At 71.4% G+C, this 24,402-nt stretch carries 20 protein-coding genes and 1 pseudogene; 14 read left to right on the forward strand and 7 right to left on the reverse strand.

The annotated features are described in order from the left end of the window. Positions 1-26: 26 nt before the first annotated feature. On the forward strand, positions 27-2,258 hold the full coding sequence (locus tag ACQEWB_RS32000) for a DEAD/DEAH box helicase (protein ID WP_432844127.1): 2,232 nt from the start codon (positions 27-29) through the stop codon (positions 2,256-2,258). Positions 2,259-2,306: 48 nt separating this feature from the next. Here the strand turns inward: ACQEWB_RS32000 and ACQEWB_RS32005 are convergent, their stop codons facing one another. Further along, positions 2,307-3,290: an SMP-30/gluconolactonase/LRE family protein gene (locus ACQEWB_RS32005; protein ID WP_432837108.1), complete on the reverse strand. Its 984-nt coding sequence runs from the start codon at positions 3,288-3,290 to the stop codon at positions 2,307-2,309. 127 nt (positions 3,291-3,417) lie between these two features. Between ACQEWB_RS32005 and ACQEWB_RS32010 the strand changes: the two genes are divergently transcribed. The 7 genes from ACQEWB_RS32010 (at position 3,418) to ACQEWB_RS32040 (ending at position 10,529) form a co-directional block, all read left to right on the forward strand. Then, positions 3,418-3,864 carry a MarR family winged helix-turn-helix transcriptional regulator gene (locus ACQEWB_RS32010; RefSeq protein ID WP_432837110.1) on the forward strand — a complete coding sequence of 149 codons (447 nt, stop codon included), beginning with the start codon at positions 3,418-3,420 and terminating at the stop codon, positions 3,862-3,864. A 102-nt stretch (positions 3,865-3,966) separates the two neighbouring features. After that, positions 3,967-5,139, forward strand: coding sequence for a DUF4190 domain-containing protein (locus ACQEWB_RS32015; RefSeq protein WP_432837112.1), 1,173 nt, complete (start codon positions 3,967-3,969; stop codon positions 5,137-5,139). A 147-nt stretch (positions 5,140-5,286) separates the two neighbouring features. Continuing rightward, positions 5,287-6,039, forward strand: a complete 753-nt coding sequence (locus tag ACQEWB_RS32020; protein WP_432837114.1) for a GntR family transcriptional regulator — start codon at positions 5,287-5,289, stop codon at positions 6,037-6,039. Between the two features lie 345 nt (positions 6,040-6,384). After that, on the forward strand, positions 6,385-6,585 hold the full coding sequence (locus ACQEWB_RS32025; protein WP_432837115.1) for an SPOR domain-containing protein: 201 nt from the start codon (positions 6,385-6,387) through the stop codon (positions 6,583-6,585). A gap of 34 nt (positions 6,586-6,619) precedes the next feature. Continuing rightward, a complete protein-coding gene (locus ACQEWB_RS32030) occupies positions 6,620-7,012 on the forward strand; it encodes a (deoxy)nucleoside triphosphate pyrophosphohydrolase (RefSeq protein WP_432837117.1) in 393 nt (130 codons plus the stop codon). Between the two features lie 106 nt (positions 7,013-7,118). Beyond that, positions 7,119-7,547 (forward strand): ATP-binding protein, encoded by a 429-nt coding sequence (locus tag ACQEWB_RS32035; RefSeq protein ID WP_432837119.1) that lies wholly within the window; start codon positions 7,119-7,121, stop codon positions 7,545-7,547. A 273-nt stretch (positions 7,548-7,820) separates the two neighbouring features. Continuing rightward, entirely contained in the window at positions 7,821-10,529 is a 2,709-nt protein-coding gene (locus ACQEWB_RS32040) for a SpoIIE family protein phosphatase (RefSeq protein WP_432837121.1), read from the forward strand. A 5-nt stretch (positions 10,530-10,534) separates the two neighbouring features. Here the strand turns inward: ACQEWB_RS32040 and ACQEWB_RS32045 are convergent. Together ACQEWB_RS32045 and ACQEWB_RS32050 are read right to left on the reverse strand one after the other, a co-directional pair. Then, positions 10,535-10,801: pseudogene (locus ACQEWB_RS32045) on the reverse strand (aldo/keto reductase); the annotation flags it as partial. Between the two features lie 26 nt (positions 10,802-10,827). Then, positions 10,828-12,402, reverse strand: coding sequence for a hypothetical protein (locus ACQEWB_RS32050; RefSeq protein WP_432837123.1), 1,575 nt, complete (start codon positions 12,400-12,402; stop codon positions 10,828-10,830). A 97-nt stretch (positions 12,403-12,499) separates the two neighbouring features. Here ACQEWB_RS32050 and ACQEWB_RS32055 point away from each other — a divergent pair, with 97 nt between their 5' ends. The 3 genes from ACQEWB_RS32055 to ACQEWB_RS32065 are packed head-to-tail and all read left to right on the forward strand — an operon-like array spanning position 12,500 to position 14,997. Then, a complete protein-coding gene (locus ACQEWB_RS32055) occupies positions 12,500-13,666 on the forward strand; it encodes a hypothetical protein (RefSeq protein WP_432837125.1) in 1,167 nt (388 codons plus the stop codon). A 42-nt stretch (positions 13,667-13,708) separates the two neighbouring features. After that, a complete protein-coding gene (locus ACQEWB_RS32060; RefSeq protein ID WP_432837127.1) occupies positions 13,709-14,671 on the forward strand; it encodes a phosphotransferase in 963 nt (320 codons plus the stop codon). A 5-nt stretch (positions 14,672-14,676) separates the two neighbouring features. Further along, positions 14,677-14,997 (forward strand): hypothetical protein, encoded by a 321-nt coding sequence (locus ACQEWB_RS32065; RefSeq protein ID WP_432837129.1) that lies wholly within the window; start codon positions 14,677-14,679, stop codon positions 14,995-14,997. Here the strand turns inward: ACQEWB_RS32065 and ACQEWB_RS32070 are convergent. Genes ACQEWB_RS32070 through ACQEWB_RS32085 form a run of 4 tightly spaced genes read right to left on the reverse strand, consistent with a single transcriptional unit; the run spans position 14,978 to position 18,838 of the window. Then, positions 14,978-15,748: a succinate dehydrogenase/fumarate reductase iron-sulfur subunit gene (locus ACQEWB_RS32070; protein WP_432837131.1), complete on the reverse strand. Its 771-nt coding sequence runs from the start codon at positions 15,746-15,748 to the stop codon at positions 14,978-14,980. The genes ACQEWB_RS32065 and ACQEWB_RS32070 overlap by 20 nt on opposite strands. Next, the gene (locus ACQEWB_RS32075) at positions 15,745-17,688 is read right to left on the reverse strand and encodes a fumarate reductase/succinate dehydrogenase flavoprotein subunit (protein ID WP_432837133.1); all 1,944 of its coding nucleotides are present in this window, start codon (positions 17,686-17,688) and stop codon (positions 15,745-15,747) included. Before ACQEWB_RS32075 ends, ACQEWB_RS32070 begins: the two co-directional genes overlap by 4 nt. 22 nt (positions 17,689-17,710) lie before the next feature. Beyond that, the gene (locus ACQEWB_RS32080) at positions 17,711-18,532 is read right to left on the reverse strand and encodes a hypothetical protein (RefSeq protein WP_432837135.1); all 822 of its coding nucleotides are present in this window, start codon (positions 18,530-18,532) and stop codon (positions 17,711-17,713) included. Between the two features lie 21 nt (positions 18,533-18,553). After that, positions 18,554-18,838: a hypothetical protein gene (locus ACQEWB_RS32085; protein WP_432837137.1), complete on the reverse strand. Its 285-nt coding sequence runs from the start codon at positions 18,836-18,838 to the stop codon at positions 18,554-18,556. Between the two features lie 347 nt (positions 18,839-19,185). Here ACQEWB_RS32085 and ACQEWB_RS32090 point away from each other — a divergent pair, with 347 nt between their 5' ends. From ACQEWB_RS32090 to typA, 3 genes are all read left to right on the forward strand, one after another. After that, positions 19,186-21,489: an ABC transporter substrate-binding protein gene (locus ACQEWB_RS32090; RefSeq protein ID WP_432837139.1), complete on the forward strand. Its 2,304-nt coding sequence runs from the start codon at positions 19,186-19,188 to the stop codon at positions 21,487-21,489. 99 nt (positions 21,490-21,588) lie between these two features. After that, positions 21,589-22,209, forward strand: coding sequence for a hypothetical protein (locus ACQEWB_RS32095; protein WP_432837141.1), 621 nt, complete (start codon positions 21,589-21,591; stop codon positions 22,207-22,209). 157 nt (positions 22,210-22,366) lie between these two features. Beyond that, positions 22,367-24,274 carry a translational GTPase TypA gene (gene typA, locus ACQEWB_RS32100; RefSeq protein ID WP_432837143.1) on the forward strand — a complete coding sequence of 636 codons (1,908 nt, stop codon included), beginning with the start codon at positions 22,367-22,369 and terminating at the stop codon, positions 24,272-24,274. The last annotated feature ends 128 nt before the right edge of the window (positions 24,275-24,402 follow it).

A 24,402-nucleotide genomic window follows, 5' to 3' on the forward strand; every position in this document is an offset into this window, starting at 1 on the left:
GGGTCGGGTGGCGTGCGAGGGGCGGGATCGTGGCGGTCGGGGAGGTGCAGGCGGCGCCCGTGGGGCGGGGGGCCCGGGACGTGTGCACGCGGGGCACGCGGCTGTACGAGGCCGCCCGCAGCGTGCTCGACGATCACACCCGCGCCCTGGAGGCGGTCCGCTCCGCGCTCGCCCCGCTCCGGGACGAACTCGTGGTCAAGGAGCTGGAGAACATCCCGGTCGCCCGGCTCAAGGAGGCCACCGAGGGCCGGCTGCGGCTGACGGCCGTCGAGGCGGCGGGGTTCGCGACCGTCGGTTCGGTGTACGAGGCGACCCGCTTCGACCTGCGGCAGATCCCCGGCGTCGGCGCCCAGACAGCCGACCAGGCCCTCGCCGCCGCCCGCCAGATCGCCCGGGCCGTCGAGGAGACGGTCTCGGTGCGCATCGACGTCGACAACCCGGAACCCCGCACCACCGCCCTGGTCGTCGCCCTGCACCGACTCGTCGAGGCCGGACCCGAGCTCCGCAAGGCCGTCGGCAACGCGACCCGACTCGACGGCAGACTGCGCGAGTTGCTGCCCGCGGCCCGCCCGGCCACCGGCCGACTCCGCCTCGCGCTCACCGGCCGTCGCCGCAAGGAGGCCGCCCTCGCCGCCACGGCGGAGCTGCGCGAGCTGACCGCCGACGCGGAGACCCGCGGCACCCGGCTCCAACTGGCCCAGGCCTCCACCGACCTGCTGCGCGGACCGGCCTCCGACGTCGAGGCCTGGGTCGACTTCGAGCTGCGCTCCGCCGAGTACTACAGCCGGCTCGCCGAGGCCTCCGAGCACCACCCGGACGAGGAGGCCGCCGAGGGCTACCTGCCGTCCGAGGTGGCCGAGCGGGTGCGGGCACAGCCGCTCGACGACACCCACACCCGGGTCTCGCTGCGCGGCTACCAGTCCTTCGGCGCCCGTTTCGCGCTCGCCCAGCGCCGGGTGGTGCTCGGTGACGAGATGGGCCTGGGCAAGACGGTCCAGGCGATCGCGGCCCTCGCCCACCTCGCGGCGGAGGGACAGAGCCATTTCCTCGTCGTCTGCCCGGCGAGCGTCCTGATCAACTGGACCCGCGAGATCCGCTCCCGCAGCGCCCTGCGCGCGGTCCCGGTGCACGGCCCCGACCGGCAGGAGGCGTACGCCGAGTGGCGCGAGCGGGGCGGCGTCGCCCTCACCACCTTCGACCTGCTGCACACCCTGCCCGCACCGGACGGCGCAAGGCCCACGAAGCTCCTGGGCTCCAGGCCCCCGAACCTCCCGAGGACTCCGAAGCCCGCCATGCTCGTGGTCGACGAGGCGCACTACGTGAAGAACCCCGAGACCCGCCGCGCCAGGTCCATCGCCGCCTGGACGAAGACGGCCGACCGCGTCCTGTTCCTCACCGGCACCCCGATGGAGAACCACGTCGAGGAGTTCCGCACTCTGGTCCGCTATCTCCAGCCGGACCTGGTCCCCAGGATCCGCGACGGCGACGCGGTCGCGGGGCCGTACGTCTTCCGCCGGTCGGTCGCCCCCGCCTACCTCCGGCGCAACCAGCAGGACGTGCTGACCGAACTGCCCGCCCTGCTCCAGGTCGACGAGTGGGAGGAGTTCGGCGCGGCCGACGAGGACGCGTACCGCACGGCGGTCGCCGCGGGGAACTTCATGGCGATGCGCCGTGCCGGATACGCCGACCCCGAGAAGTCCGCCAAGCTCCAGCGGCTGCGCGAACTGGTCGCGGAGGCGGCGGCCAACGGGCTGAAGGTGGTCGTCTTCTCGTACTTCCGGGACGTCCTGGCCACGGTCCACCAGGCCCTCGGCGAGGACGTGTTCGGCCCGATCTCCGGCAGCGTCCCGGCCGCCCGCCGCCAGCGGCTCGTCGACGAGTTCACGGCCGCCGACGGCCACGCCGTGCTGCTCGCCCAGATCGAGGCCGGCGGCGTCGGCCTCAACCTCCAGGCGGCCTCCGTCGTGATCCTCTGCGAACCGCAGGTCAAACCCACCCTGGAACACCAGGCCGTGGCCCGCGCCCACCGGATGGGCCAGGTCCGCCCGGTCCAGGTGCACCGCCTGCTCGCCGCGAACAGCGTGGACGAACGTCTGCTGCGCATCCTGGAGAACAAGAACCGCCTCTTCGACGCCTACGCCCGCCGCAGCGACACCGCGGAGGCGACACCGGACGCGGTCGACGTCACGGACGCGGGCATCGCCCGCCGGATCGTGGCGGAGGAGCAGCGAAGACTGGCGGGCGAGCCGGTCGACTGACGGCCGGCCTCCGCCCCGACCGGCGGTCCCGCGCCACCGGAGCTCCCGTCAGATCCCGTCCACCCAGGCCACGGTGAACGGCTCCTCGGGCACCCCCGCCCCCATCGGCCCGCCCTTGTCGAACTGCGACCGGACGACCAGCAGCCGCCCGTGGACGCGGGCCAGCGTGGTCGGGATCTGTAGCGAGGCGTCGCTGAACCGCCGCTCGAGCCGCGCCGAGGCGCCGTCGGCCGACAGCCGCCACCGGCTGAGGGTGTTACTGGCGTTCTGCGCGGCCCACAGCCTGCCGTGCGCCAGCTCCAGTCCGTCGCCGTGCGTCAGATCGCCCCCGATCAGGGTCACTTGACGTACGGCGCCGGTGGCCACCGCGACCCGGAACAGATCGCCGCCGGTCATGTCGACGACGTACAGATACCGCCCGGCGGCGTCGGCGACGATGCCGTTGAGGGTGAAGGCGTCGGCGGGGTGCGGGGCCAGGACGCCGCTCAGGTCGTAGCCCGGGACCAGCGTCGCGCGGCCGCCGCGGGCCACCTCGGCGGGGGTCACGCGGTAGACCACCGGGCTCAGGCTGTCGGTGAGGTACGCGGTGCCGTCCGCGGTGATCACCAGGTCGTTGACCAGGTGCGAGCCGGTGGCCGGCACGTCGAAGCGGGCGATCGGGGAGCGGTCGCGCAGGTCGTAGACGTCGACCCCGGCGGTGGAGTCGATGACCCACAGCCGCCCGGCCCGGTCGACCTTCAGGCCGTTGGCGGTGGAGCGCCCGTCGGCGCCGGCAGGCAGGTACACCTCGGCGGCACGGCCGCCCCGCGCCGCGCGGTACACGGCGCCGTTCGCGTACGAGCCGACGTAGGCGTCGCCGGTACGCGGGTCGAGGGCGATGCCCTCCGGATAGACACGCTCACCGGGCAGCGTGAAGGCCGTACGGACACGGACCGCGTCGGCGGCCCGCGCGGCGGTGGCCGGGAGCGCGGCGGTGGCGGCGACGGCGGCCGCGCCGGTCAGGAACGAACGACGGTGGATGGATCGGGACACGTCGGAGCCTCTCGGTTCGGCTTCGCATTCCATTACGTAGGCGAACATAGATTAGAACTCTAATCATCGTCAATGCATTAATAGTCGTGCGAGGTCACACCGGCAGTCGCCCCGATATCATGCGCGGATGACGTCCATGCCCGCGTCCGAGCGCCTCGGCTCGCACCTCAAGCTGGCCGACCAGGCCCTCATGGCGACCAAGGCCGCGGTCCTGAAACCGGCGGGCGTGACGGTCGCGCAGTACTCCGCGCTGCTCCACCTCGCCGAGAACCCCGGCATCTCGGCTGCGGCCCTGGCCCGGCTGTGCGGAGTCACACCCCCGACGATCAACACGGTCCTGAACAACCTCCAGGACCGCGCCCTGATCGAACGCACCCCGCACGAGTGGCACAAGAACGTCCTGGAGACCCGCCTCACCGAGGAGGGCCGCAAGGTGATGGCCGACGCGGACGCCCGGGCGGTACGGGTGGAGCGGGCGCTGGCCGCCGAGTTCACGGACGCGGAACGCGAGGCGCTGGTCGGCCTGCTGGGCCGCTGTGTGCAGGTGCTGGAGAAGGAGCGCGGGCCGCGCTAGGCCGGCCCCGTTCCGCCCCGGCCGGCCGCCTGTTTACGATGCGCCCAGTTCGCATGCCCGTTGCGCACCGCACACCCCGCCCGAGCCAGGAGCACGGTACCCGTGTCCATACCCCCGCCCCCTGGGCCACAGCAGCCCCAAGGGCCGTACCAACAGGGCCAGTTCCCGCAGTACCCCGGGTACCCGTACCAGCCCTGGGCCCAGGGCTACAGCCCGTACAACCGCCCCACCCCCGTCAACGGCCTCGCCATCGCCTCCCTCGTCCTGGGCATCCTCTGCTGCATCCCGGCCCTCGGACTGCTCCTCGGCCTGATCGCGCTCGGGCAGATCAGGCGGAACGGCGAGCGGGGCAAGGGCATGGCGGTCGCCGGGTCGGTGCTCTCCTCGCTCGGGCTCGCCCTGTGGGTGCTGGCCGTCGCGACCGGCGGCATCTCCGACTTCTGGGACGGCTTCAAGGACTCCGCCCGCGACAACGGCAGCGCCTACACCCTCGCCAAGGGCGAGTGCTTCGACTCGCCGAGCGGCTCGCTGGAGGGCGAGGCCTACGACGTCGACAAGGTGCCGTGCACCGGGAAGCACGACGGGGAGGTCTTCGCCTCGTTCCGGATGAAGGGTTACGCCTCCTACCCCGGCGACCGCAAGGTCACCGACCTCGCCGACACCCGGTGCTGGTCGCTCCGCTACGACTACGCCATGGACGCCTGGGCCGTCCCCGACGACGTGGACGTGTACTACCTGACGCCGACCCGGGACAGTTGGGGACTGGGCGACCGTGAGATCACCTGCGTGTTCGGCAACACCGACGAGAAGGCGAGCCTGACCGGCTCGGTGCGCAACGACGCACGGACCCTGGACGCCGACCAGCTCGCCTACCTGAAGGCCGTCAACATCGGGAACAGGGCCCTGGATTCGCAGCCGGTGGACGGCCCCGACGACGACCTGAAGACCAACACGCAGTGGGCCGCGCGCCTTTCGGACGCGTTCACGGCGCAGGCCGAGTCGCTCCGGGCCCACGACTGGCCGGCAGGGGCGAAGGGCCCGGTCACGGCCGTCGCCCAGCAGGTCGAGACGGTCCGGAAGGAGTGGGCGAAGGCCGCGAAGGCCACCGACGCCGACGCCTTCTACGTCGCCTACGACCGCGCCATGACCCTCTCCACCTTCGACAGGTCGGTGACCGCCCGCAAGGCTCTGGGCCTCGCCACGACCCCGCCCCCGGACGGGGAGACCGGCGGCGGAGGGGACGGCGGCGGAGACTCCTCCGGCTTCGAGGTGTGACGGCGGCTATAGCGGGGAGAAAGTGCCTGCGTAAAGCCTTCCCTTGGAACATGTCATCACATCGAGTGATTCTCTGGCCTTTGCTTGCATGGCGGAACCCACGGTTGCCACGCTGTTGCTGTCTGTACAACCTGATGGGAGCGGCCAGTGACTTTCGGTGAGCAGCCGGCGTATCTGCGCGTCGCGGGTGATCTCCGCAAGAAGATCGTCAGCGGTTCGCTGCCACCGCACACCCGCCTCCCCTCCCAGGCCAGAATCCGCGAGGAGTACGGCGTCTCGGACACCGTCGCCCTGGAGGCGCGCAAGGTGCTGATGGCCGAGGGCCTGGTCGAGGGCCGCTCCGGCTCGGGGACGTACGTCCGTGAGCGCCCCGTCCCGCGCAGCGTCGCCCGCTCCGGCTTCCGCCCGGACGGCGGGGCCACCCCGTTCCGCCAGGAGCAGGCCGACGGCGCGACCCGCGGCACCTGGGAGTCGCGCAGCGAGCAGACCGAGGCGAGCGGCATGGTCGCCGAGCGCCTCGGCCTCAAGCCCGGCGACCGCGTGATGTGCACGAAGTACGTGTTCCGGGAGGCCGGCGAGGCGATGATGCTCTCCACCTCCTGGGAGCCCCTCGCGGTCACCGGCCGGACGCCCGTGATGCTGCCCGAGGAGGGCCCGCTCGGCGGCATGGGCGTGGTCGAGCGCATGGCGGCGATCGACGTGGTGGTGGACAACGTCACCGAGGAGGTCGGCGCCCGCCCCGGCCTCGCCGAGGAACTCGTCGACCTGGGCGGCGTCCCCGGCCATGTCGTCCTGGTCATCCAGCGCACGTTCTACGCCTCGGGCCGCGCCGTGGAGACCGCCGACGTGGTCATCCCGGCCGACCGCTACCGGGTCGCGTACCACCTCCCGGTGAAATAGCGCACACCTTTACGGGAGTTGCTCCCCTCGGCCCCCCGCCGTACCCCCTCCCACCCCTCGCGCGCCCCGTCCGCGCGCCGGTGGATTCCGGTCGTTCTCGCAGGTCGTCCGAGGCGTGCCCGGAATGCCGCTGACCGGATGCGTCAAGGCTCCCGGGCGGCGCGCTCGAACTCGTGCGCCCCCCTCGTTCTGGCCGGTTGCGTACCTCTTTGTGAAAAGCCGTGTTCGCTGCGTAAAGGTTAGGCGTAGGCTCGGGCATATGCGGATTGCGGTTTCCTTAGCGGGCGGGGCACGGCACGAACCGCGAGGCGGGCGGGCCGAGGTCGGAAGGGGCGGTGGGGGGCGATGAACGACGGCACGATCACTCTTCCCTGGCTCGTCATACGGCAGGACGACAACGGCAACCGCTACCGCGTGGGCAGGTACGCGACCAGGGCGGAGGCCCAGAAGATCGCGGACAGCCTCGACGACCGCGGCCACAAGCAGCTCTACTGGGTCGAACGCATCGGCCAGAACGGCCAGGGCAGCACGGTCACGGCCAACTGACCCGGCCCGCGCCCCCTCCCGTAGGCTCCGCCCCATGACGGAACGGATCGTGGTGGTGGGCGCGGCCCTCTTCGACGGCACCCACCTCCTGGCGGCCCGCCGCAGCGCGCCGCCGGCCCTGGCCGGTCGCTGGGAACTCCCCGGCGGCAAGGTGGAACAGGGCGAGACCCCCGAGGCGGCCCTGGTGCGCGAACTCCAGGAGGAACTGGGCGTGGCGGCCGAGCCCCTGACCCGAGTCCCGGGCGAGTGGCCCCTGAAGCCCCCGTACGTCCTCCGGATCTGGACGGCCCGCCTCCTCCCGGGATCCCCGGCCCCGAAGCCCCTCCAGGACCACGACGAACTGCGCTGGCTCGCTCCGGACGAGATCTGGGACGTGGACTGGCTCGACCAGGACGTGGAAGCGGTCCGCGCACTGACCAACCTGTAGGAGGCGCACGCCCCCTACTCCGTTCGTGCCACAGTGCGCCTCCCCGGACGGTACTCCCCATCGAATATCGGGTATGTGCCCATTAACCCCATGAAACCGGACATGGGTGAGCCTGCTGGCCCGGGAAGTGATCGGCGTGATCGACACCGAAGGCGACTGCGCCGAGTGGAGCTTTCCCGCGGAACCGGGCGCCGTCCGGAACGCCCGCGCAGCGGTCCGCGGCCAACTCCACACCTGGCACCTCGACACCCTCGGCGACCTGGCGGCCCTGCTGGTCAGCGAGCTGGTCACCAACTCCCTCCGGCACGCCACCGGCCCCATCGGCGTCCGCCTCGTCCGCCCCGTGAGCCTCCCCGACGTCCTGCTGGTGGAGGTCTCCGACCCGCTCCCCGACCCGCCCCGCGAACGCGTCGCCCACCCCGAGGACGAGAGCGGCCGCGGACTCCAGCTGGTCGCCCACTCCTCCCGCCGCTGGGGCACCCGCCCCGGCGAGGCGGGCAAGACGGTGTGGTTCGAGCTGGCCGTACCGGGCTGATCCGGGGCCGATCCGGGCCGGATCCGGGTTGTACGACCGCCCCCGCGTTGTCGACCGACTGGTTCAGGCCAGTGGCGGTTGTCGCCGCGCGTGATTCGACGAGGTGTTGGCTGGTTAGAAGACTGGAAGTGTTGTCGCAGCCGGGACCGAAAACCGTCGGGACCGTGCTGTGATCGTGAACACCGTGTTGTGCGGCGCCGTAGTGCTGGATACTGCGGGCAGCCGCCCCCGGTGACCGGTGCCGGACGCGGTGAGCTGGAGGGGACGGTTCGCGTGAGCGAGATACCAGCGAAGGCCACGGGGTCCACGGACCCGTCGGACCGCGCGAGGTCACAGTCCGCGGGTGATGCCGCCGCGGACGCGGCGAGGCATGCGACGGGCGGCACGGGGCTTTCCGGATCCGGTACGGGCGGATCGCCGTCCCGCACGGGACTCCGCGACACCGGCCTGGGCGACGCGCCCGGCGGTGACGCGATGTGGCAGAGCAGCCCACCCGGCTCGATCTACGACTACATCAAGGTCGCGTCCTTCTCCATCGGCCCGGACGGCCTGGTCGACCAGTGGAGCCTGAGGGCCGAGCAGCTCTTCGGGATCCCCGCGGGGCGCGCCGTCGGCATGGACCCCATCGAGGCGTTCATCGACTCCGACCTGCGCGAGCAGGGCCAGCGCAAGATGGCCGAGATCCTCGACGGGCGGGAGTGGACCGGTGTGGTCCCCTTCCGGGTTCCTCCGGGGGCGGCCGACGGCGACTGCGGCCGGGAGGGCCTCGCCGAGGTCTACGTCATGCCGACGCGGACCGAGGAGGGCGAGAAGGCCGCCGTCTGCATCGTGGTCGACGTCCGCACCCTGCGCAGCATCGAGACCGACCTCGCCGCCTCGCAGGCGATTTTCGGTCAATCTCCGTTCGGCTTCCTGCTGATCGACCCCGATCTGCGGGTCCGGCGCGCCAACCAGCGGTTCGCCTCCCTCTTCGGCGGCACCCCGGACGACCACCGCGGCAAGGACGTGCACGACTACCTGCCGCGCCCCGAGGCCGAGCGGGTCGCCGCGACCCTGCGCCGGGTCCTGGAGACCGGCGACTCCATCACGGACATGCACGTCACGGGCTTCCTGCCGGGCTCGGACGAGCGCCGGCACTGGTCCATCAACCTCTACCGGGTGCACAGCGGTTCCGGGCGCCCCATCGGCATCGCCTGGCTCGGAACCGACATCACCGCCCGCCGCGCGGCGGCCCGGGAAGCGGCCTCGGCGCGGCGCAATCTCGCCCTTCTGAACGAGGCCGGCGCCCGCATCGGCAACTCCCTCGACCTGGAGACCACGGCCCGCGAACTCCTCGACGTCGTCGTCCCCGGCTTCTGCGACCTCGCGACGGTCGACCTCTACCAGGGCCTGCTGGCCGGCGACGAGACCCCGCCGGGCCTCGCCGACGGCAGCGCGGAGCTGCGCCGGGTGGCGTTCGCCAGCGCGGTCTCCGACGCCCCGTTCATCGGCTCCGGGCCGCCCGTCTCGGTCGGCGCGGTCCACCACTTCCCCTTCAACTCGCCCTGCGCGGACGCCCTGCGCACCGCCCGGCCGCAGCTCGTCCCGGCCGAGGAGGGCGGCCTCGTCCAGTCGACGCTGGCCGTGCCGATGGTCGCCCACGACACGGTCGTGGGCATCGCGCAGTTCGCCCGTACGAAGGGCAGCGAGCCGTTCGGCGACCGGGACCGCGACCTGGCCGTGGAGTTGGCCGCCCGCGCCGCCGTCTGTATCGACAACGCCCGCCTGTACCGCCGCGAGCACGAGCGCGCGCTCATACTCCAGCGCTCCCTGCTCCCGCCCGGCGACCCGGTCGCCTCCGGCCTGGACATCGCCTGCCGCTACCTCCCCGGCAACTCCTCCGCGGACCGCCCCAGCGAGGTCGGCGGTGACTGGTTCGACGTGATCGAACTGCCGGGCCACCGCACGGCGTTGGTGGTTGGCGACGTCATGGGCCGCGGTCTGCGCGCGGCGGTGGCGATGGGCGAACTCAGGTCGGCGGTAAGGACCCTGGCCCTCCTCGACCTCGAACCCGCGGAAGTCCTCAGCGCGTTGGACGAGATCGCCCGCGGCCTCGGCGCACCGGGCGGTGTCCAGCAGGCCACCCGCTCCGCCCGCCGCCCCCGCGAGGCCGACCTCCTGGAGGTGTACCTCGCGACCTGCGTCTACGCGGTCTACGACTCCGTCACCCGCCGCTGCACCTTCGCCAACGCCGGGCATCTGCCGCCGGTCCTGGTCGAACCCGGCGAGGACGCGCTGATGCTCGACGTCCCGCCGGGCATGCCGCTCGGCGTCGGCGGGGAGCCCTTCGAGGAGGTGGAGGTCGAACTACCCGAAGGCGCCCTGCTCGCGCTCTACACGGATGGACTGGTCGAAAGCCGCGATCACCCCCTGGACGAGGGCCTCCAGGCCTTCGTGGGCGCGCTGACCGACCCCACCCGGCCGCTGGAGGACGTGTGCGACCACGTCCTCAACACCCTCGACACCCACCACGGCGAGGACGACATCGCCCTGCTGATGGCCCGGGTCCAGGGTCTGCCGGCCGACTCGGTGGGCGACTGGACGCTGCCGCGGGAGCCGCGGAGTGTGGGCCGGGCCCGTGAGTACGCGCGCGGGCAGCTGCTTTCCTGGGATCTGGAGCCGCTGGTCGACACGACGGAGCTGCTGGTCAGCGAGCTGGTGACGAACGCTCTGCGGTACGGCGAGGGCGACATCCGGCTGCGGCTGCTGCTGGATCGCACGCTGGTGTGCGAGGTGTGGGACTCGGGGCTGGTCCAGCCCCGACGGCGGCGGGCTCGGGACACGGACGAAGGCGGCCGGGGGCTTCAGCTGGTGGGGCTCCTGAGCGCGGCGTGGGGCTCTCGTCGTACCCCGCGCGGAAAGACGGTGTGGTTCGAACTGCCGCTGCCGGACGGCGAGACAGGGCTGGCGGATCCCGCGGAGGCGTTGCTCAGCCTGTTCTGAGTGCGCCGAGGCGTGGCGGTGTCCCGGGCCCGCGTCAGCCTGCCCCGCGCCAGCGGGCTCCACGGGATCACGCCGATGCCCTGGTCGGCGCGGAGCGGGAGGCGCCGAGGTAGCGGACCTTCCCGGACCTGACCGCGTCGTGCAGCGCTTCCAGGGTTTCCTCGATCGGGGTGTCGTAGTCCCAGCGGTGGATCTGGCATCCGCATCCAGACCTTGGTGGCGAGAACGACCTCCTCGCGCCGGGTGAAGTCCTTCACCGCCCGGCCGACGACCCCTCGGTCCCCGTCGCCACGACCGCTCACCGCTCGATCCCATGGTTCCCTCGGCGGGGGCGGGTGCGTGGGCCGCCGTACGTCGGGGGTGTGCCGTCGGGGGACACGACTCCGCCCAGGACCGCTCCGGCCACTCCCGCCGCGTGGTTCTCGTAAGGGTTGCCGTGCAGGCGTACGTCCTGTTCGGCCAGGTCCCGGGCGTCGCGGGCCAGGGTGTCGGCGGGGATCGGCTCGGTGGTGAGGAGGCGTTCCGCCTCGGCCAGGCGGGTACGGGCCGTGGCGCCCACCGCTCCCCGGTGCGTCGCGATGAACCCGGCGGCCCCGCCGACGGCACTCCGCGCCAGCAGCAGTGCGGCGGCCGACAGAACCCCGGCCCGCCCCAGGCCCGCCGGGGCGGTCGCCGCCACGATCCGTCGAAGGGCGTCGAGCGGGTCGTACGGTCCGTCCGTGGTCAGTTCTTCTCGTACGGCGGTCAGTACGAGGTCCGCGTGGGCGACGACGGCGTGCAGCTCACCGGCGGGGAGGACCGGGGTCTCCGGTCGCGACGCCGGCCCCCGCACCCCGGCGAGCTCCGCCTCCGCCCCCGTCAGCGCGGCCGGCACCAACCCTGCCGCCGACTTCAGCGCGTCGGCCAGGCGGTCGATGTCGGCGATGAACATGTCGGCCTGCGTGATCGCGCCCTCGGCGGCGCGCAGATGACGTATCGCCGCCTTCCCCTCGCCCATGTCCGCCGACTGACGGGCCTCGTTGAGCCGGACCGTGGCGAACACCAGGCGGTCCTTGGCCTGTTCGACGTGACCGGCGGTGGCGGCGACCGCGGGGGAGCCGTACCGCCCGGCCAGTTCCGACAAGGTCGCGTCCGCGCCCCCGACCCGCCCGGCCAGCCCCCGGAAACGGCCCTCGGCGATCTCCAGCGCTTCCCCCACCCCGTCCTCCAGCGCCCGCAGCCGGTCGAAGCCGTCCGCCTCCGCGTCCAGCCGCAGCCCCGCCTCCTGACACCGCCCGACCATCCCCGTGAGCGCGTGCCGCCGGGCCGTCTCGTCCTCGGGGACACCGTCGTCGTACTGCTGCCGCATCCGAAAGGCGGCCGACAGTTCGGAGTGGGCGTCCCGTACCGCCCGTGCGAAGGGTGCGACGGCCTTCGCCCCGAAGCGGGCCTCGACGAAGCCGAGCTCCTCCCGGCTGGTGCGCACGCAGTCGTCGGCCTCGACGAGCAACATCCGTACCTGATCGTCCAGTTCGCCGAGCGGAGGCGGGGCGGGGCCGGTGAGCGAGGAACCGCCGCCGGGTGTCGTCCGGCTCCGCGCCCGCCGCGTGCGCCGCACGTACCCGTACCCGGCGAGCACCCCCGCCGCCCCCACGGCCACCAACGGCAGCACCAGATCGGCGCCCGAGGTCTCGTCCTCCTCGGCGACGGGGCTTCCCCTCACGACCGCGGAATTCGCACGCGCGTCCGGAACCGACCCGCCGCCACTGATCGTCATCCCCGGCAACACCAGCCACACCACCCCGGCCAGCCCGCCCAGCAGGGTGTGCACCACCCGCACGGATATGTGAGAGGTGGCCCGCCGCGGCCGGCCCCGGATCAAGGATGACGTCACATTTCGGAGCGTATGAGCAGGAAAGCGCCCGCGCGACCGGGGTGAGGCAGGGGTGAGGCAGGGGTGGGGGTGGAGGAGGCGTGAGACAGGGGGACGTATGACGACGGACGGGGTCGGCGGCGGGGGAGCGGGGATGGAGTGGGCGGAGGCGGGCAAGGGCGAGGGCGCGGGGATGGATGAGCGGACGGAGGCGGATGAGCGGGCCGCGGTGGGTGAGGGTGAGGGCGCCGGCGAGCGCGTCGGGCGGCACGTGCGGAAGGCCGGGTGGCGGCGGGCGCGTCGGATCGGGCTGCTCGCCCTGCTGGTCCTGCTCCTCCCCGTCCTCGCCGCCGAGACCGCCCTCCGCGTGAACTACTTCGGTGACCCGGAACCCGGCACGTACACCCGCCAGAAGGACGCCATCTGGCTCGGTCACGCCTGGGTCGACGGCCGCAAGACCGACGCCGACGTCACCGCCCTGACCGCCCGCCTGAAAACCACCGGCATCCGGGATCTGTACGTCCACGCGGGCCCCCTGGAGCACAACGGAACGCTGCCCGAGTCGGCGTACCCGAAGGCCGGTTGGCTGATCAAGGCCGTCCACCGTGCCGCCCCGGGCATCCGCGTCCAGGCCTGGCTCGGCGACGTACTCGCCACCGAGACCCCCACCGGAATGCACCTCGACCGCCCCGCGACCCGCGCCGCCGTCGTCACCTCGACCCGCCGGATCCTGGCCGCCGGCTTCGACGGCGCCCACTTCGACCTGGAACCCCTCCACTCCGGCGACCGCGACTACCTCACCCTCCTCGACTCCCTCCACTCCGTCACCCGCGCGCACGACGCCCAACTCTCCGTGGCCGCCCACCAGATAGACCCGCTCCCCGGCTTCCACTCCTTCTGGGGCACGGTCGCCGGCCACCCGAAGTGGTGGTCGCAGAAGTTCTTCGGACAGGTCGCGCGCCGGGTCGACCAGATCGCCGTGATGTCGTACGACACCATGCAGCCCTTGCAGAGCCTGTACGGCGGCTACGTGGCCCAGCAGACCTCGCTCGCCCTGGAGGTCACCCCACCCTCCACCGACCTCCTCATGGGCCTGCCCTTCTACCACGAGAACCGCTTCGGCCACTGGAATCACGCGGAGACCGTCCCCGCCGCCGTCCGCGGCGTCCGCCTCGGCCTGTCCCGCACGGACGCGGACCGCGCCAACTTCGGCGTCGCCCTCTACGTCGACTTCGCGGCCGAGGAGAAGGACTGGACGGCGTACCGGGAGGACTGGGTCCGCTGAAATCCGCCTGCGGTCGCCCGGCCGGAGTGCGAGGATCCGCCGATGACCGCCACCCGCAAGCACCTCACCCGCGACGACCTCGCCCCTCTCGCCCGTGCCGCGACCGGCCGCACCCTGGCCGCCGTCACGAGGCTGCGCGGCGGCACCAAGAAGGGCGTCTACCGGCTGGTCCACGACGACGACTCGACGGCCGTCGCCTACGTCTGGTCCGCGGACGAGGACTTCTGGGACGCGGGCCCCTCCGACCTCCGCGACCCCTTCTCCCACGGCACCGGTTTCGACCTGTTCACGGCCGCGTACGACCGCCTGACCGCGGCCGGCGTCCGCACGCCCCGCCTGCTGTACGCCGGGGACGGACAGGTGGTCGTCGAGGACATGGCGGGCGGCAGCCTGGAGGAGGCGCTGCGGCGGGACCCGGTCGCGGCCCGCGGCTCGCTCGAGCTGCTCGCCGCCCAGCTCGGGCAGTTGCACGCCCACCATGGCCCGACCTTCGGCAAGGCCGCCCTCGTCGACAACGGCGGTACGCCGACGGCCGGTTCGTGCGAGCAGCGCGTCACCGAGGGCGCCCTGCGCGACATCGACGAGATCGTCGTACGGGACGCGCGGGCAGCGGCGGCGAGGGATCAACTGGCCGACGCTGTAAGGGCGTTGGCGGCCGTCGTCCAGCCCCGCAGCCGCTACTCCCTCATCCACGGTGAACTCGGCCCGGACCACGTCCTGTTGACGCCGGACGGGCAACCCGCCCTCATCGACATCGAAGGGCTGCTCTACTTCGACGTGGAGTGGGAGCACGTCTTCCTGCGGATCCGCTTCCACGAACACTACGAAGCCCTGCGCACCCCGGACCTCGACGAGGACCGGATCCGGCTCTACCGGCTGGCCATGCACCTGTCCCTGGCCGCGGGGCCGCTCCGGCTGCTGGACGGCGACTTCCCGGACCGGGGGTTCATGCGGGAGATCGCCGAACACAACCTGGCGCAGGCTCTCGCCCTGGTGGGATGCTGATCGCCATGCACATCTACCTGGTGGTGGCGGGCACGCTGGTCATGTCGCTGATGGGGGCGCTCGGCATAGCCGCCCTCACGACCGGCTGGGTGATCCCGTGGCGGCGGTCCAAGGTCCTGCGGCCGCGACTGTGGGGATACGGAGCGCTGATGTGCGTGGTCGGCGGCAGCCTGTTCATGTTCCTGGGCCCCTTCTCGGGGCCGCCGATCGGCGTGCGCGGTGGCGTCGCATGGTGCGGCTGGGTCGCGTTCATGGCGGGGCTGGGGGTCCAGTACCTCGCCGAGCGGCCCGGCCGCACCCCGCGACCTACGAAGACCGCCGTCTGATCTTCGACCCCAGCCACACCAGCGGGTCGTACTTGCGGTCAACTGCCCTTTCCTTCAGGGGAATCAGCGCGTTGTCCGTGATGTGGATGCCCTCGGGGCAGACCTCCGTGCAGCACTTGGTGATGTTGCAGTAGCCGAGGCCGTGTTCGTCCTGGGCGGTCTTCTTGCGGTCCAGGCCGGACTCGGCGGCGGCGTCCAGCGGGTGCATGTCCAGCTCCGCGACCCGCATGAGGAAACGGGGGCCGGCGAAGGCGGTCTTGTTCTCCTCGTGGTCACGGACGACATGGCAGGTGTCCTGGCACAGGAAGCACTCGATGCACTTCCGGAACTCCTGCGACCGGTCCACGTCCTCCTGCATCATCCGGTACTCGCCGGGACCCACACCCTCCGGCGGCACGAACGCCGGGACCTCGCGCGCCTTGGTGTAGTTGAAGCCGACGTCGGTCACCAGGTCCCGTACCACCGGGAAGGCGCGCAGCGGAGTGACGGTGATCGTCTCCTCGCGGGTGAAGACCGACATGCGGGTCATGCACATCAGACGCGGGCGGCCGTTGATCTCGGCGGAGCACGAACCGCACTTGCCCGCCTTGCAGTTCCAGCGGACGGCGAGGTCGGGGGCCTGGGTGGCCTGGAGGCGGTGGATGATGTCGAGCACCACCTCGCCGTCGTTGACCTCGACTTCGAAGTCCTCCAGGCCGCCGCCCTTGACGTCGCCCCGCCACACATTGAAGCGGGCCTTGTAGCTGCTCACTCGTAGAGCTCCTCTTCGGAGAGGTACTTGACCAGCTCCTCCTTCTCGAAGAGAGCGAGGAGGTCGGCGCGGATGGGTTCGGTGGTCTCGCGGGTGAGGTCGATCTGGCCGCGGACGGGGTCCGTGGCCGCCAACCCGCCCGTGGGGTCGGTCAGTTGGCACAGCAGGTTGATGTTGCGCCACTTGCGGTCCATCGTCGGATGGTCCTCGCGGGTGTGGCCGCCGCGCGACTCGGTGCGCTCCAGCGCCGCCCGCGCCACGCATTCGCTGACCAGCAGCATGTTCCGCAGGTCGAGCGCGAGGTGCCAGCCGGGGTTGAACTGGCGGTGGCCCTCGACGCCGGCCCGACGGGCCCGTACCCGCAGATCCGCCAGCTTCTCCAGGGCCTGCTCCATCTCGCCCTCGCGGCGGATGATGCCGACCAGGTCGTTCATGGTCTGCTGGAGTTCCTGGTGGAGGGTGTACGGGTTCTCCGGCGGGCGTCCGTCGTCCTCGCCGGGGGCCGGACCCTCGGCGGAGAAGGGGCGCAGGGCCTCCGCCGCCGCCGTGTCGATCTGGACGTCGTCCACGGGCGGGCGGGCCCCCTTCAGCCCCGTCGCGTGCTCGGCCGCGTGCCAGCCGGCCCGGCGCCCGAACACCAGCAGGTCGGAGAGGGAGTTGCCGCCGAGGCGGTTGGAGCCGTGCATGCCGCCGGCCACCTCGCCGGCCGCGAACAGGCCCGGCACCCCGCGAGCCGCCGCGGAGTCGGACTCGACCGCGATGCCGCCCATCACGTAGTGGCAGGTCGGCCCGACCTCCATCGCCTCCGCCGTGATGTCGACGTCCGCCAGCTCCTTGAACTGGTGGTACATGGACGGCAGTCGGCGCCGGATGACCTCCGCCGGCATACGCGTCGACACGTCGAGGAAGACGCCGCCGTGGGGGGAGCCGCGGCCCGCCTTCACCTCGGAGTTGATGGCCCGGGCGACCTCGTCACGCGGCAACAGCTCAGGCGGACGGCGGTTGTTGTCCGGGTCCTCGTACCAGCGGTCGCCCTCCGCCTCCGACTCGGCGTACTTCTCCTTGAAGACGTCGGGGACGTAGTCGAACATGAACCGCTTGCCCTCGGAGTTCCGCAGGACGCCTCCGTCACCGCGGACGGACTCGGTGACCAGGATCCCCTTCACGGACGGCGGCCAGACCATGCCGGTCGGGTGGAACTGCACGAACTCCATGTTCAGCAGCGGCGCTCCGGCCAGCAGCGCGAGCGCGTGTCCGTCTCCCGTGTACTCCCACGAGTTCGACGTCACCTTGAAGGACTTGCCGATGCCACCGGTGGCGATGACGACCGAGGGCGCTTCGAGGACGAAGAAACGGCCGGTCTCCCGCTCGTACGCGAAGACCCCGGAAACCCGGCTTCCGTCCTTCAGGATCCTGGTGACCGTGCACTCCTGAAAGACCTTCAGGCGGGACTCGTAGTCCCCGGTCTCCTTCTTGTCCTCCTGCTGGAGCGACACGATCTTCTGCTGGAGCGTGCGGATCAGCTCGAGGCCCGTGCGGTCGCCGACGTGCGCGAGCCGCGGGTATTCATGCCCGCCGAAGTTGCGCTGCGAGATGCGGCCGTCCTTCGTGCGGTCGAAGAGGGCGCCCCAGGTCTCCAGCTCCCAGACCCGCTGCGGGGCCTCCTGGGCGTGCAGTTCGGCCATCCGCCACTGGTTGAGGAACTTGCCGCCGCGCATGGTGTCGCGGAAGTGCACCTGCCAGTTGTCGTGCTCGTTGGCGTTGGCCATCGCCGCCGCGATGCCGCCCTCGGCCATCACGGTGTGCGCCTTGCCGAACAGGGACTTGCAGATCACTGCCGTACGGGCGCCTCGTTCACGCGCTTCGATGGCGGCTCGGAGGCCCGCGCCCCCGGCGCCGACCACGACGACGTCCCACTCCTGGCGGTCGACCACGGACATCAGAAGGCCCCACTCATCTCAGTCAGAAGAAGCGCGGATCGTCGAAGGCACCGGACGCGAGCAGATAGACGTAGAAGTCGGCGAGCGCCACGCTCACCAACGACGCCCAGGCGAGCAGCATGTGACGGGCATTCAGTTTCCCGACGAACTGCCATGCCTTGTAGCGCACGGGGTGTTTGGAGAAGTGTTTGAGCTTCCCGCCGACGATGTGCCGGCAGGAGTGGCAGGAGATCGTGTACATCCAGATGAGCGTGATGTTGACCAGGAACACGACCGTCCCGAGGCCCATGTGGCCCCAGTTCTCGTCGGTGTCCCGGAAGGACAGCACGGTGTCGTACGTCAGGATGCCCGCGACCACGATCGCCGCGTAGAAGAAGTACCGGTGGACGTTCTGAAGGATCAGCGGGAAGCGGGTCTCACCGGAGTACTTCTTGTGCGGCTCGGCCACCGCGCAGGCCGGGGGCGAGGCCCAGAAGCCCCGGTAGTAGGCCTTGCGGTAGTAGTAGCAGGTCAGCCGGAAGCCGAGCGGGAAGATCAGGATGATGATGGCGGGGGAGATGGCCCACCAGCTCCCGAAGAGATCGGCGTTCGGGCCCGAGGGCATGTTCTTGCAGTTCTCCGCCAGACACGGCGAGTAGAACGGGGAGACGTACGGCGCCGAGTAGTAGTCCGCGTTCGCGAAGGCCCGCCAGGTCGAGTAGACGATGAAGGCGAGCAGTCCGGCCGCGGTGGCGGCGGGGGCCAGCCACCAGCGGTCGGTGCGCAGGTGCGGGGCGGCGATCGCGGCGCGCGTACCGGTTCTCACGCCGCCGCTGTTCGGATGGGGTTCCGTACCAGTGGCCAACTGAAGGCTCCGGGGGTCGGGTCAGGGGGTGTGCCGGGCGCCGAGTCCCTCGTCGTCCGAGTCCGTCCACAGTTTCGGGTCGTACGGGGTGTCGGGGATCGTGACCAGCTCGGGCTTGGCGGGCGTGGTCTGGAGCGACGCCGCCGCGCGCAGGAGCTGGACGCTCTCCCGCAGGTGATCGGCGTCGGCGCGGACGCGGCGCATGTCCAGGCCGCCGCTGCCGAGCTGCTGTTCCAGGCGGCCCACCGACCGGGTCAGGTCGTCGAGGCAGCGCTGGACTGACGTCAGGTCGTCGTGCACGGACATGACGTGACCTCACTTCCGTCGGCCTTGCGGCCTAGGTCGGCAACGTTCATGCGCCTGCGAGTGTTGCGCGTCACACCTGCCGGTGGGAAGGGATGTGCAGCGATTGGCGGATTGCACGCCTCCAGTGCACGCCCGCATGCGCTCTGTGTGCGCCGGGGAGCGCATTTCATCGGCATTGCGCCGCACGGGTGGGCTTGTCCGCCCCCGCCGCCGTGTCGCCCCCGGCAGGCGAACCCTTTCCTCTTCAGTGGGGCCGTAGATCTGATCAACTCCAAAATACCGCCAAATGTGATCAGAGGCCCTATTCGTGGCATGGGCGGGAGCGGCTCTCCGGAGGTAACCCAAAGATGTCGAACGACGGCCCGGACAGCGCCCTGAAGGGGCGCGGGGAACTGCGCGACCAGCCACAACGGACCAGCAGACGAACGACTACCGACCGCGCAGCACTCAGATCGGCCGCCTTTCTGACCGCCGGCGCGCTGGCCGTCCCCCTGCTCGCCGGGTGCAGCTCGGACGATCCCGCGGGCAAGCCCCTCGCCGCACAGGACGTCGCCCCCGCCGCCCGGGAGCTCGTCGCCGACGGCGGCACCCTGCGCTGGGCCGTCGACGACGTACCGGAGACGCTCAACACCTTCCAGTCGGACGCCGACGCGGCCACGACCCGCATCGCGCAGGCCGTCCTGCCGTCGATGTACCGCATGGACGCCGCCGGCAGGCCCGTGCGCAACGCCGACTACCTGGAGTCCGCGAAGGTCGTCGACACCGAGCCCAAGCAGGTCGTCGTCTACAAGCTGAACCAGCAGGCGGTGTGGAGCGACGGCCGGGAGATCGGCGCCGCCGACTTCGCCGCCCAGTGGCGCGCCCTGTCCGGCAAGGACAGCGCCTACTGGACCGCCCGCAACGCCGGCTACGACCGCATCGAGAAGATCGAGCGCGGCGCGAACGACCTGGAGGTCAAGGTCACCTTCGCGCGCCCGTACGCCGACTGGCAGTCGTTGTTCTCTCCGCTGTACCCCAAGGACGTCATGGGCACGCCCGACTCCTTCAACGACGGCGCCCGCCGCAAGCTCAAGGTCACCGCGGGACCCTTCGCCCTCAAGAAGGTCGACCGCAAGGACGACCAGGTCACCCTCGCCCGCAACCCCCGCTGGTGGGGCCGTCCGGCGAAGCTGTCCGAGATCGACCTGATGGCCGTACCGCGTGACAAGCGTGCCGCCGCGCTGGCCGCCGGGAAGATCGACCTGGCCGAGATCGACCCGTCCGCGGCCGAGCGCATCGCCCTCGCGGACCGGGCGAAGTCGGGGACCAACACGCCGTTGCAGGGGGCCTCCCCGCTGGCGGGTTCCGTCGGCGGCGGTCGTGTCGCCGCGAAGTCGCTGCGGTCCTGGGCGCTGGCGCACGGCACCGACGAGGACGCCGCCGACGACGAGGTGCGCGCCCTCGAGAAGCAGCGCAGGAAGATCGCCAAGTACCAGAAGCAGCAGCAGACCCTGCGCGGCTTCGAGGTCCGCAAGTCCCTCGAACCGGCCTTCACCCAGCTCGCCCTGAACGGCTCCGCGGGCCCCCTCGCCGACGAGCGGGTCCGCCGCGCGGTGGCCCGTGCCCTCGACCGGGCGGCCCTGGCCGAGGCCGTGCTGGGGCCGCTCGGCCTGCCCGCGGTGCCGGTCGGCAGCCACCTCGCGCTGTCCGGCCAGGCCGACTACGCCGACAACAGCGGCGCGATCGGCGGCCAGGACACCGCGGAGGCGCAGGCGCTGCTCGCCGACGCCGGATGGGTGCCCGGCGGTCCGGTCAAGGAGCAGAAGAAGGGCGAGAAGGCGGCCGGCGCCAAGGGCAGGAAGGCCGACGACGACTCCGACGGCGGCGACGACGGGACGTACATCGTCGGCGAGGACAACAAGGGTGCCGACGGCAAGGACACCAAGGACCACAAGAAGAAGCACGAGCACCAGGGCGAGGACGGGTCCAAGCACCTCGCCGACGGCAAGCAGTACGGCGAGAAGCACCTGAAGCAGGGCGGGGCGCCGGGGGCGTACGCGCCCAAGGGCACGGCGGCGCCGGCCGGCGCGGCGGCCGCGCAGCTGGCCAAGGACGGCAAGGCGCTCACGCTGCGCTTCGTGATCCCGTCGGGCGCCGGGTCCGAGACCCTGCGCACGGTGGCGGACCGGATCAGCCGGATGCTGGCGCGCGTGGGAATCCGCACGGACATCGTGAAGGTGTCCGACGACAGCTACTTCAAGGACCACATCGCGGCCGGCCAGTACGACCTCGCCCTCTACTCCTGGCCCGCCTCCGCCTTCCCGGCGACCGACGCGCGCCCCATCTACGCGAAGCCCGTGCCGGCGGCCGACGGCTCGCTGGACGTCGAGCAGAACTACACGCGGGTGGGCACGGACCAGGTGGACCAGCTCTTCGACCAGGCGATGGCCTCGCTGGACGACGACGAGAGCCGCGACCTGATCCGCAAGGCCGACTCCCGCATCTGGGCGGCGGCCGGCTCCATCCCGCTCTACCAGAGGCCGCAGCTGACGGCCGCGAAGAGAGACGTGGTGAACGCCGGGGCCTTCGGATTCCAGACACCGGTGTACGAGGACATGGGCTTCCTGAAGAAGGGGGCGAAGCCCTCGGCGAGCGCGTCGTCGGACGGCTGAGCACGCTTGCCGTATTCGCTCGGCGCCCGCACCATGAGGTCGGTATCGATCATGGTGCGGGCGCCGGGCGTTCGCGCACGGGGGAGACGGGGGCGCGGAATGCGCGTATTCGGGCGGGGGACCTGGCCGGCGGGACTGGTCGCGGTGACGGTGGCGGCGGGGCTCACGGCTTGTACCGGTGGCGGCAAGAGCGTGGACGAGGGGGCGAAGGCCTGCTCGAAGGGGACGTACACCTGGGCGGGCATCCGGCATACGGAGAAGCTGACCGCGCTCGCGGACCCCATCTCGTTCGCGAAGAAGACGGAGCACTACTCGGCCCACCTCAAGCCCGTGGGCGACACCGTCTACCGGCCCAAGGTGACGGGCGTCCCCGCGGGCGCCACCGCGACCGGAGTGATCAAGGTCCTGGGCGCACACCTGAAAGTCGAGGAGCCACTCGCCGACCCGTCGGAGGTGGAGCGGCCCTCGGAGGACGAGTACTTCGAGACGACCGAGGACCTTGAGGGCGCCTACTACTCCTGGGCCTACATCAGCCTGGTCGACGCCGACTTCACGTACACCTGCGGGAGCGAGCAGCCGGTCAAGGGCCATGTGCTCACCTGGGAGACGACCGGCAGCGGCTTCCTCCCCTGCGACTCCGATCCCACGGACGTGGCCACCGGCCGTACCGCCGCCCGCGAGACCTGTCCGGACGGATCCAAGGCCACCAAGGGCGCCTGATCCCGCCCGCGGGCAGGGGGTCCCGGCGGCCCCCGGAGGCCCCTTGCCCCAGGGCCCCGTACCATGGGGTAAGGCCGTGGCATGTTGAGCCCGGCAGGGTCCGCGTAACACAGACGTCCGCGCAGGCCTTCCTCACACTCCGGGAGTACGCCGCACTATGGCCACGCGCCACGACATCCGCAACGTCGCTATCGTCGCCCACGTCGACCACGGCAAGACGACCCTGGTCGACGCCATGCTGAAGCAGGCCGGTGCCTTCGCAGCGCACGCCGCCGAGTCGCTCGACGACCGCATGATGGACTCGAACGACCTGGAGCGTGAGAAGGGCATCACGATCCTGGCCAAGAACACGGCCGTGAAGTACCACCCCAAGGATGGCGGCGACGTCATCACCATCAACATCATCGACACCCCGGGCCACGCCGACTTCGGTGGCGAGGTCGAGCGCGGGCTGTCGATGGTGGACGCGGTGGTGCTGCTCGTCGACGCCTCCGAGGGCCCGCTGCCCCAGACCCGCTTCGTGCTGCGCAAGGCGCTGCAGGCCCGCCTGCCCGTCATCCTGTGCATCAACAAGACGGACCGCCCCGACTCGCGCATCGACGAGGTCGTGAACGAGGCCTACGACCTCTTCCTCGACCTCGACGCCGACGAGGACCAGATCGAGTTCCCGATCGTCTACGCGTGTGCGCGGGACGGCGTGGCCTCGCTGACCAAGCCCGAGGACGGCACCGTCCCGCAGGACAGCGACAGCCTGGAGCCCTTCTTCTCCACGATCCTGTCCCACGTCCCGGCCCCCGAGTACGACGAGGCCGCCCCGCTCCAGGCGCACGTCACCAACCTGGACGCCGACAACTTCCTCGGCCGTATCGCGCTGCTCCGCGTCGAGCAGGGCGAGCTGCGCAAGGGCCAGACCGTCACCTGGATCAAGCGCGACGGCACCATGTCCAGCGTCCGCATCACCGAGCTGCTGATGACCGAGGCGCTCACCCGCAAGCCCGCCGAGAAGGCCGGCCCGGGCGACATCTGCGCCGTCGCCGGCATCTCGGACATCATGATCGGCGAGACCCTCGCCGACCCCGAGAACCCGATCCCGCTGCCGCTGATCACGGTGGACGAGCCGGCGATCTCGATGACCATCGGCACCAACACCTCGCCGCTGGTCGGCCGTGGCGGTACCGGCAAGGGCGCCGACAACAAGGCCGCGGTCAAGGACCGCAAGGTGACCGCCCGTCAGGTCAAGGACCGTCTCGACCGCGAGCTGGTCGGTAACGTCTCCCTCCGCGTGCTCGACACCGAGCGCCCGGACGCCTGGGAGGTCCAGGGCCGTGGTGAGCTGGCGCTCGCCATCCTGGTCGAGCAGATGCGCCGCGAGGGCTTCGAGCTGACCATCGGCAAGCCCCAGGTCGTCACCAAGGACGTCGACGGCAAGACGTACGAGCCGGTCGAGCGCATGACGATCGACGTGCCCGAGGAGCACATGGGCGCGGTCACGCAGCTCATGGGTGTCCGCAAGGGCCGGATGGACAACATGTCCAACCACGGCTCGGGTTGGGTGCGCATGGAGTTCGTGGTGCCCTCGCGCGGTCTCATCGGCTTCCGTACCGAGTTCCTGACGCAGACCCGCGGCACGGGCATCGGGCACTCCATCCACGAGGGCCACGAGCCCTGGTTCGGCCAGCTGCAGACCCGTAACAACGGCTCGCTGGTCGCCGACCGCGCCGGTGCCGTCACCGCCTTCGCGATGACGAACCTCCAGGAGCGCGGCGTGCTGTTCACCGACCCGGGCACCGAGGTGTACGAGGGCATGATCGTCGGCGAGAACTCGCGCTCCGACGACATGGACGTGAACATCACCAAGGAGAAGAAGCTCACGAACATGCGGTCCTCGTCGGCCGACTCGTTCGAGGCGATCGTGCCGCCGCGCAAGCTCTCCCTGGAGCAGTCCCTGGAGTTCTGCCGCGACGACGAGTGCGTCGAGGTGACCCCGGAGGCCGTCCGCATCCGCAAGGTGAACCTGGACGCCCGCGAGCGCGCCCGCGCCGCGAGCCGCGCCAAGAACGGCTGATTCGGGCCGTCCCACGACGGCGCCGGGCACTCCGCAACGCGGGGTGCCCGGTTTTGCGTTGGGTGCGAAGACGGCGGGTGCAGAAATAGGGAAAACCCTAGTTCTCGTTCCGGTTCCGCAAAGGCGGA

This window comes from Streptomyces sp. CA-249302 (genome assembly GCF_050936785.1).
Taxonomy (GTDB): domain Bacteria; phylum Actinomycetota; class Actinomycetes; order Streptomycetales; family Streptomycetaceae; genus Streptomyces.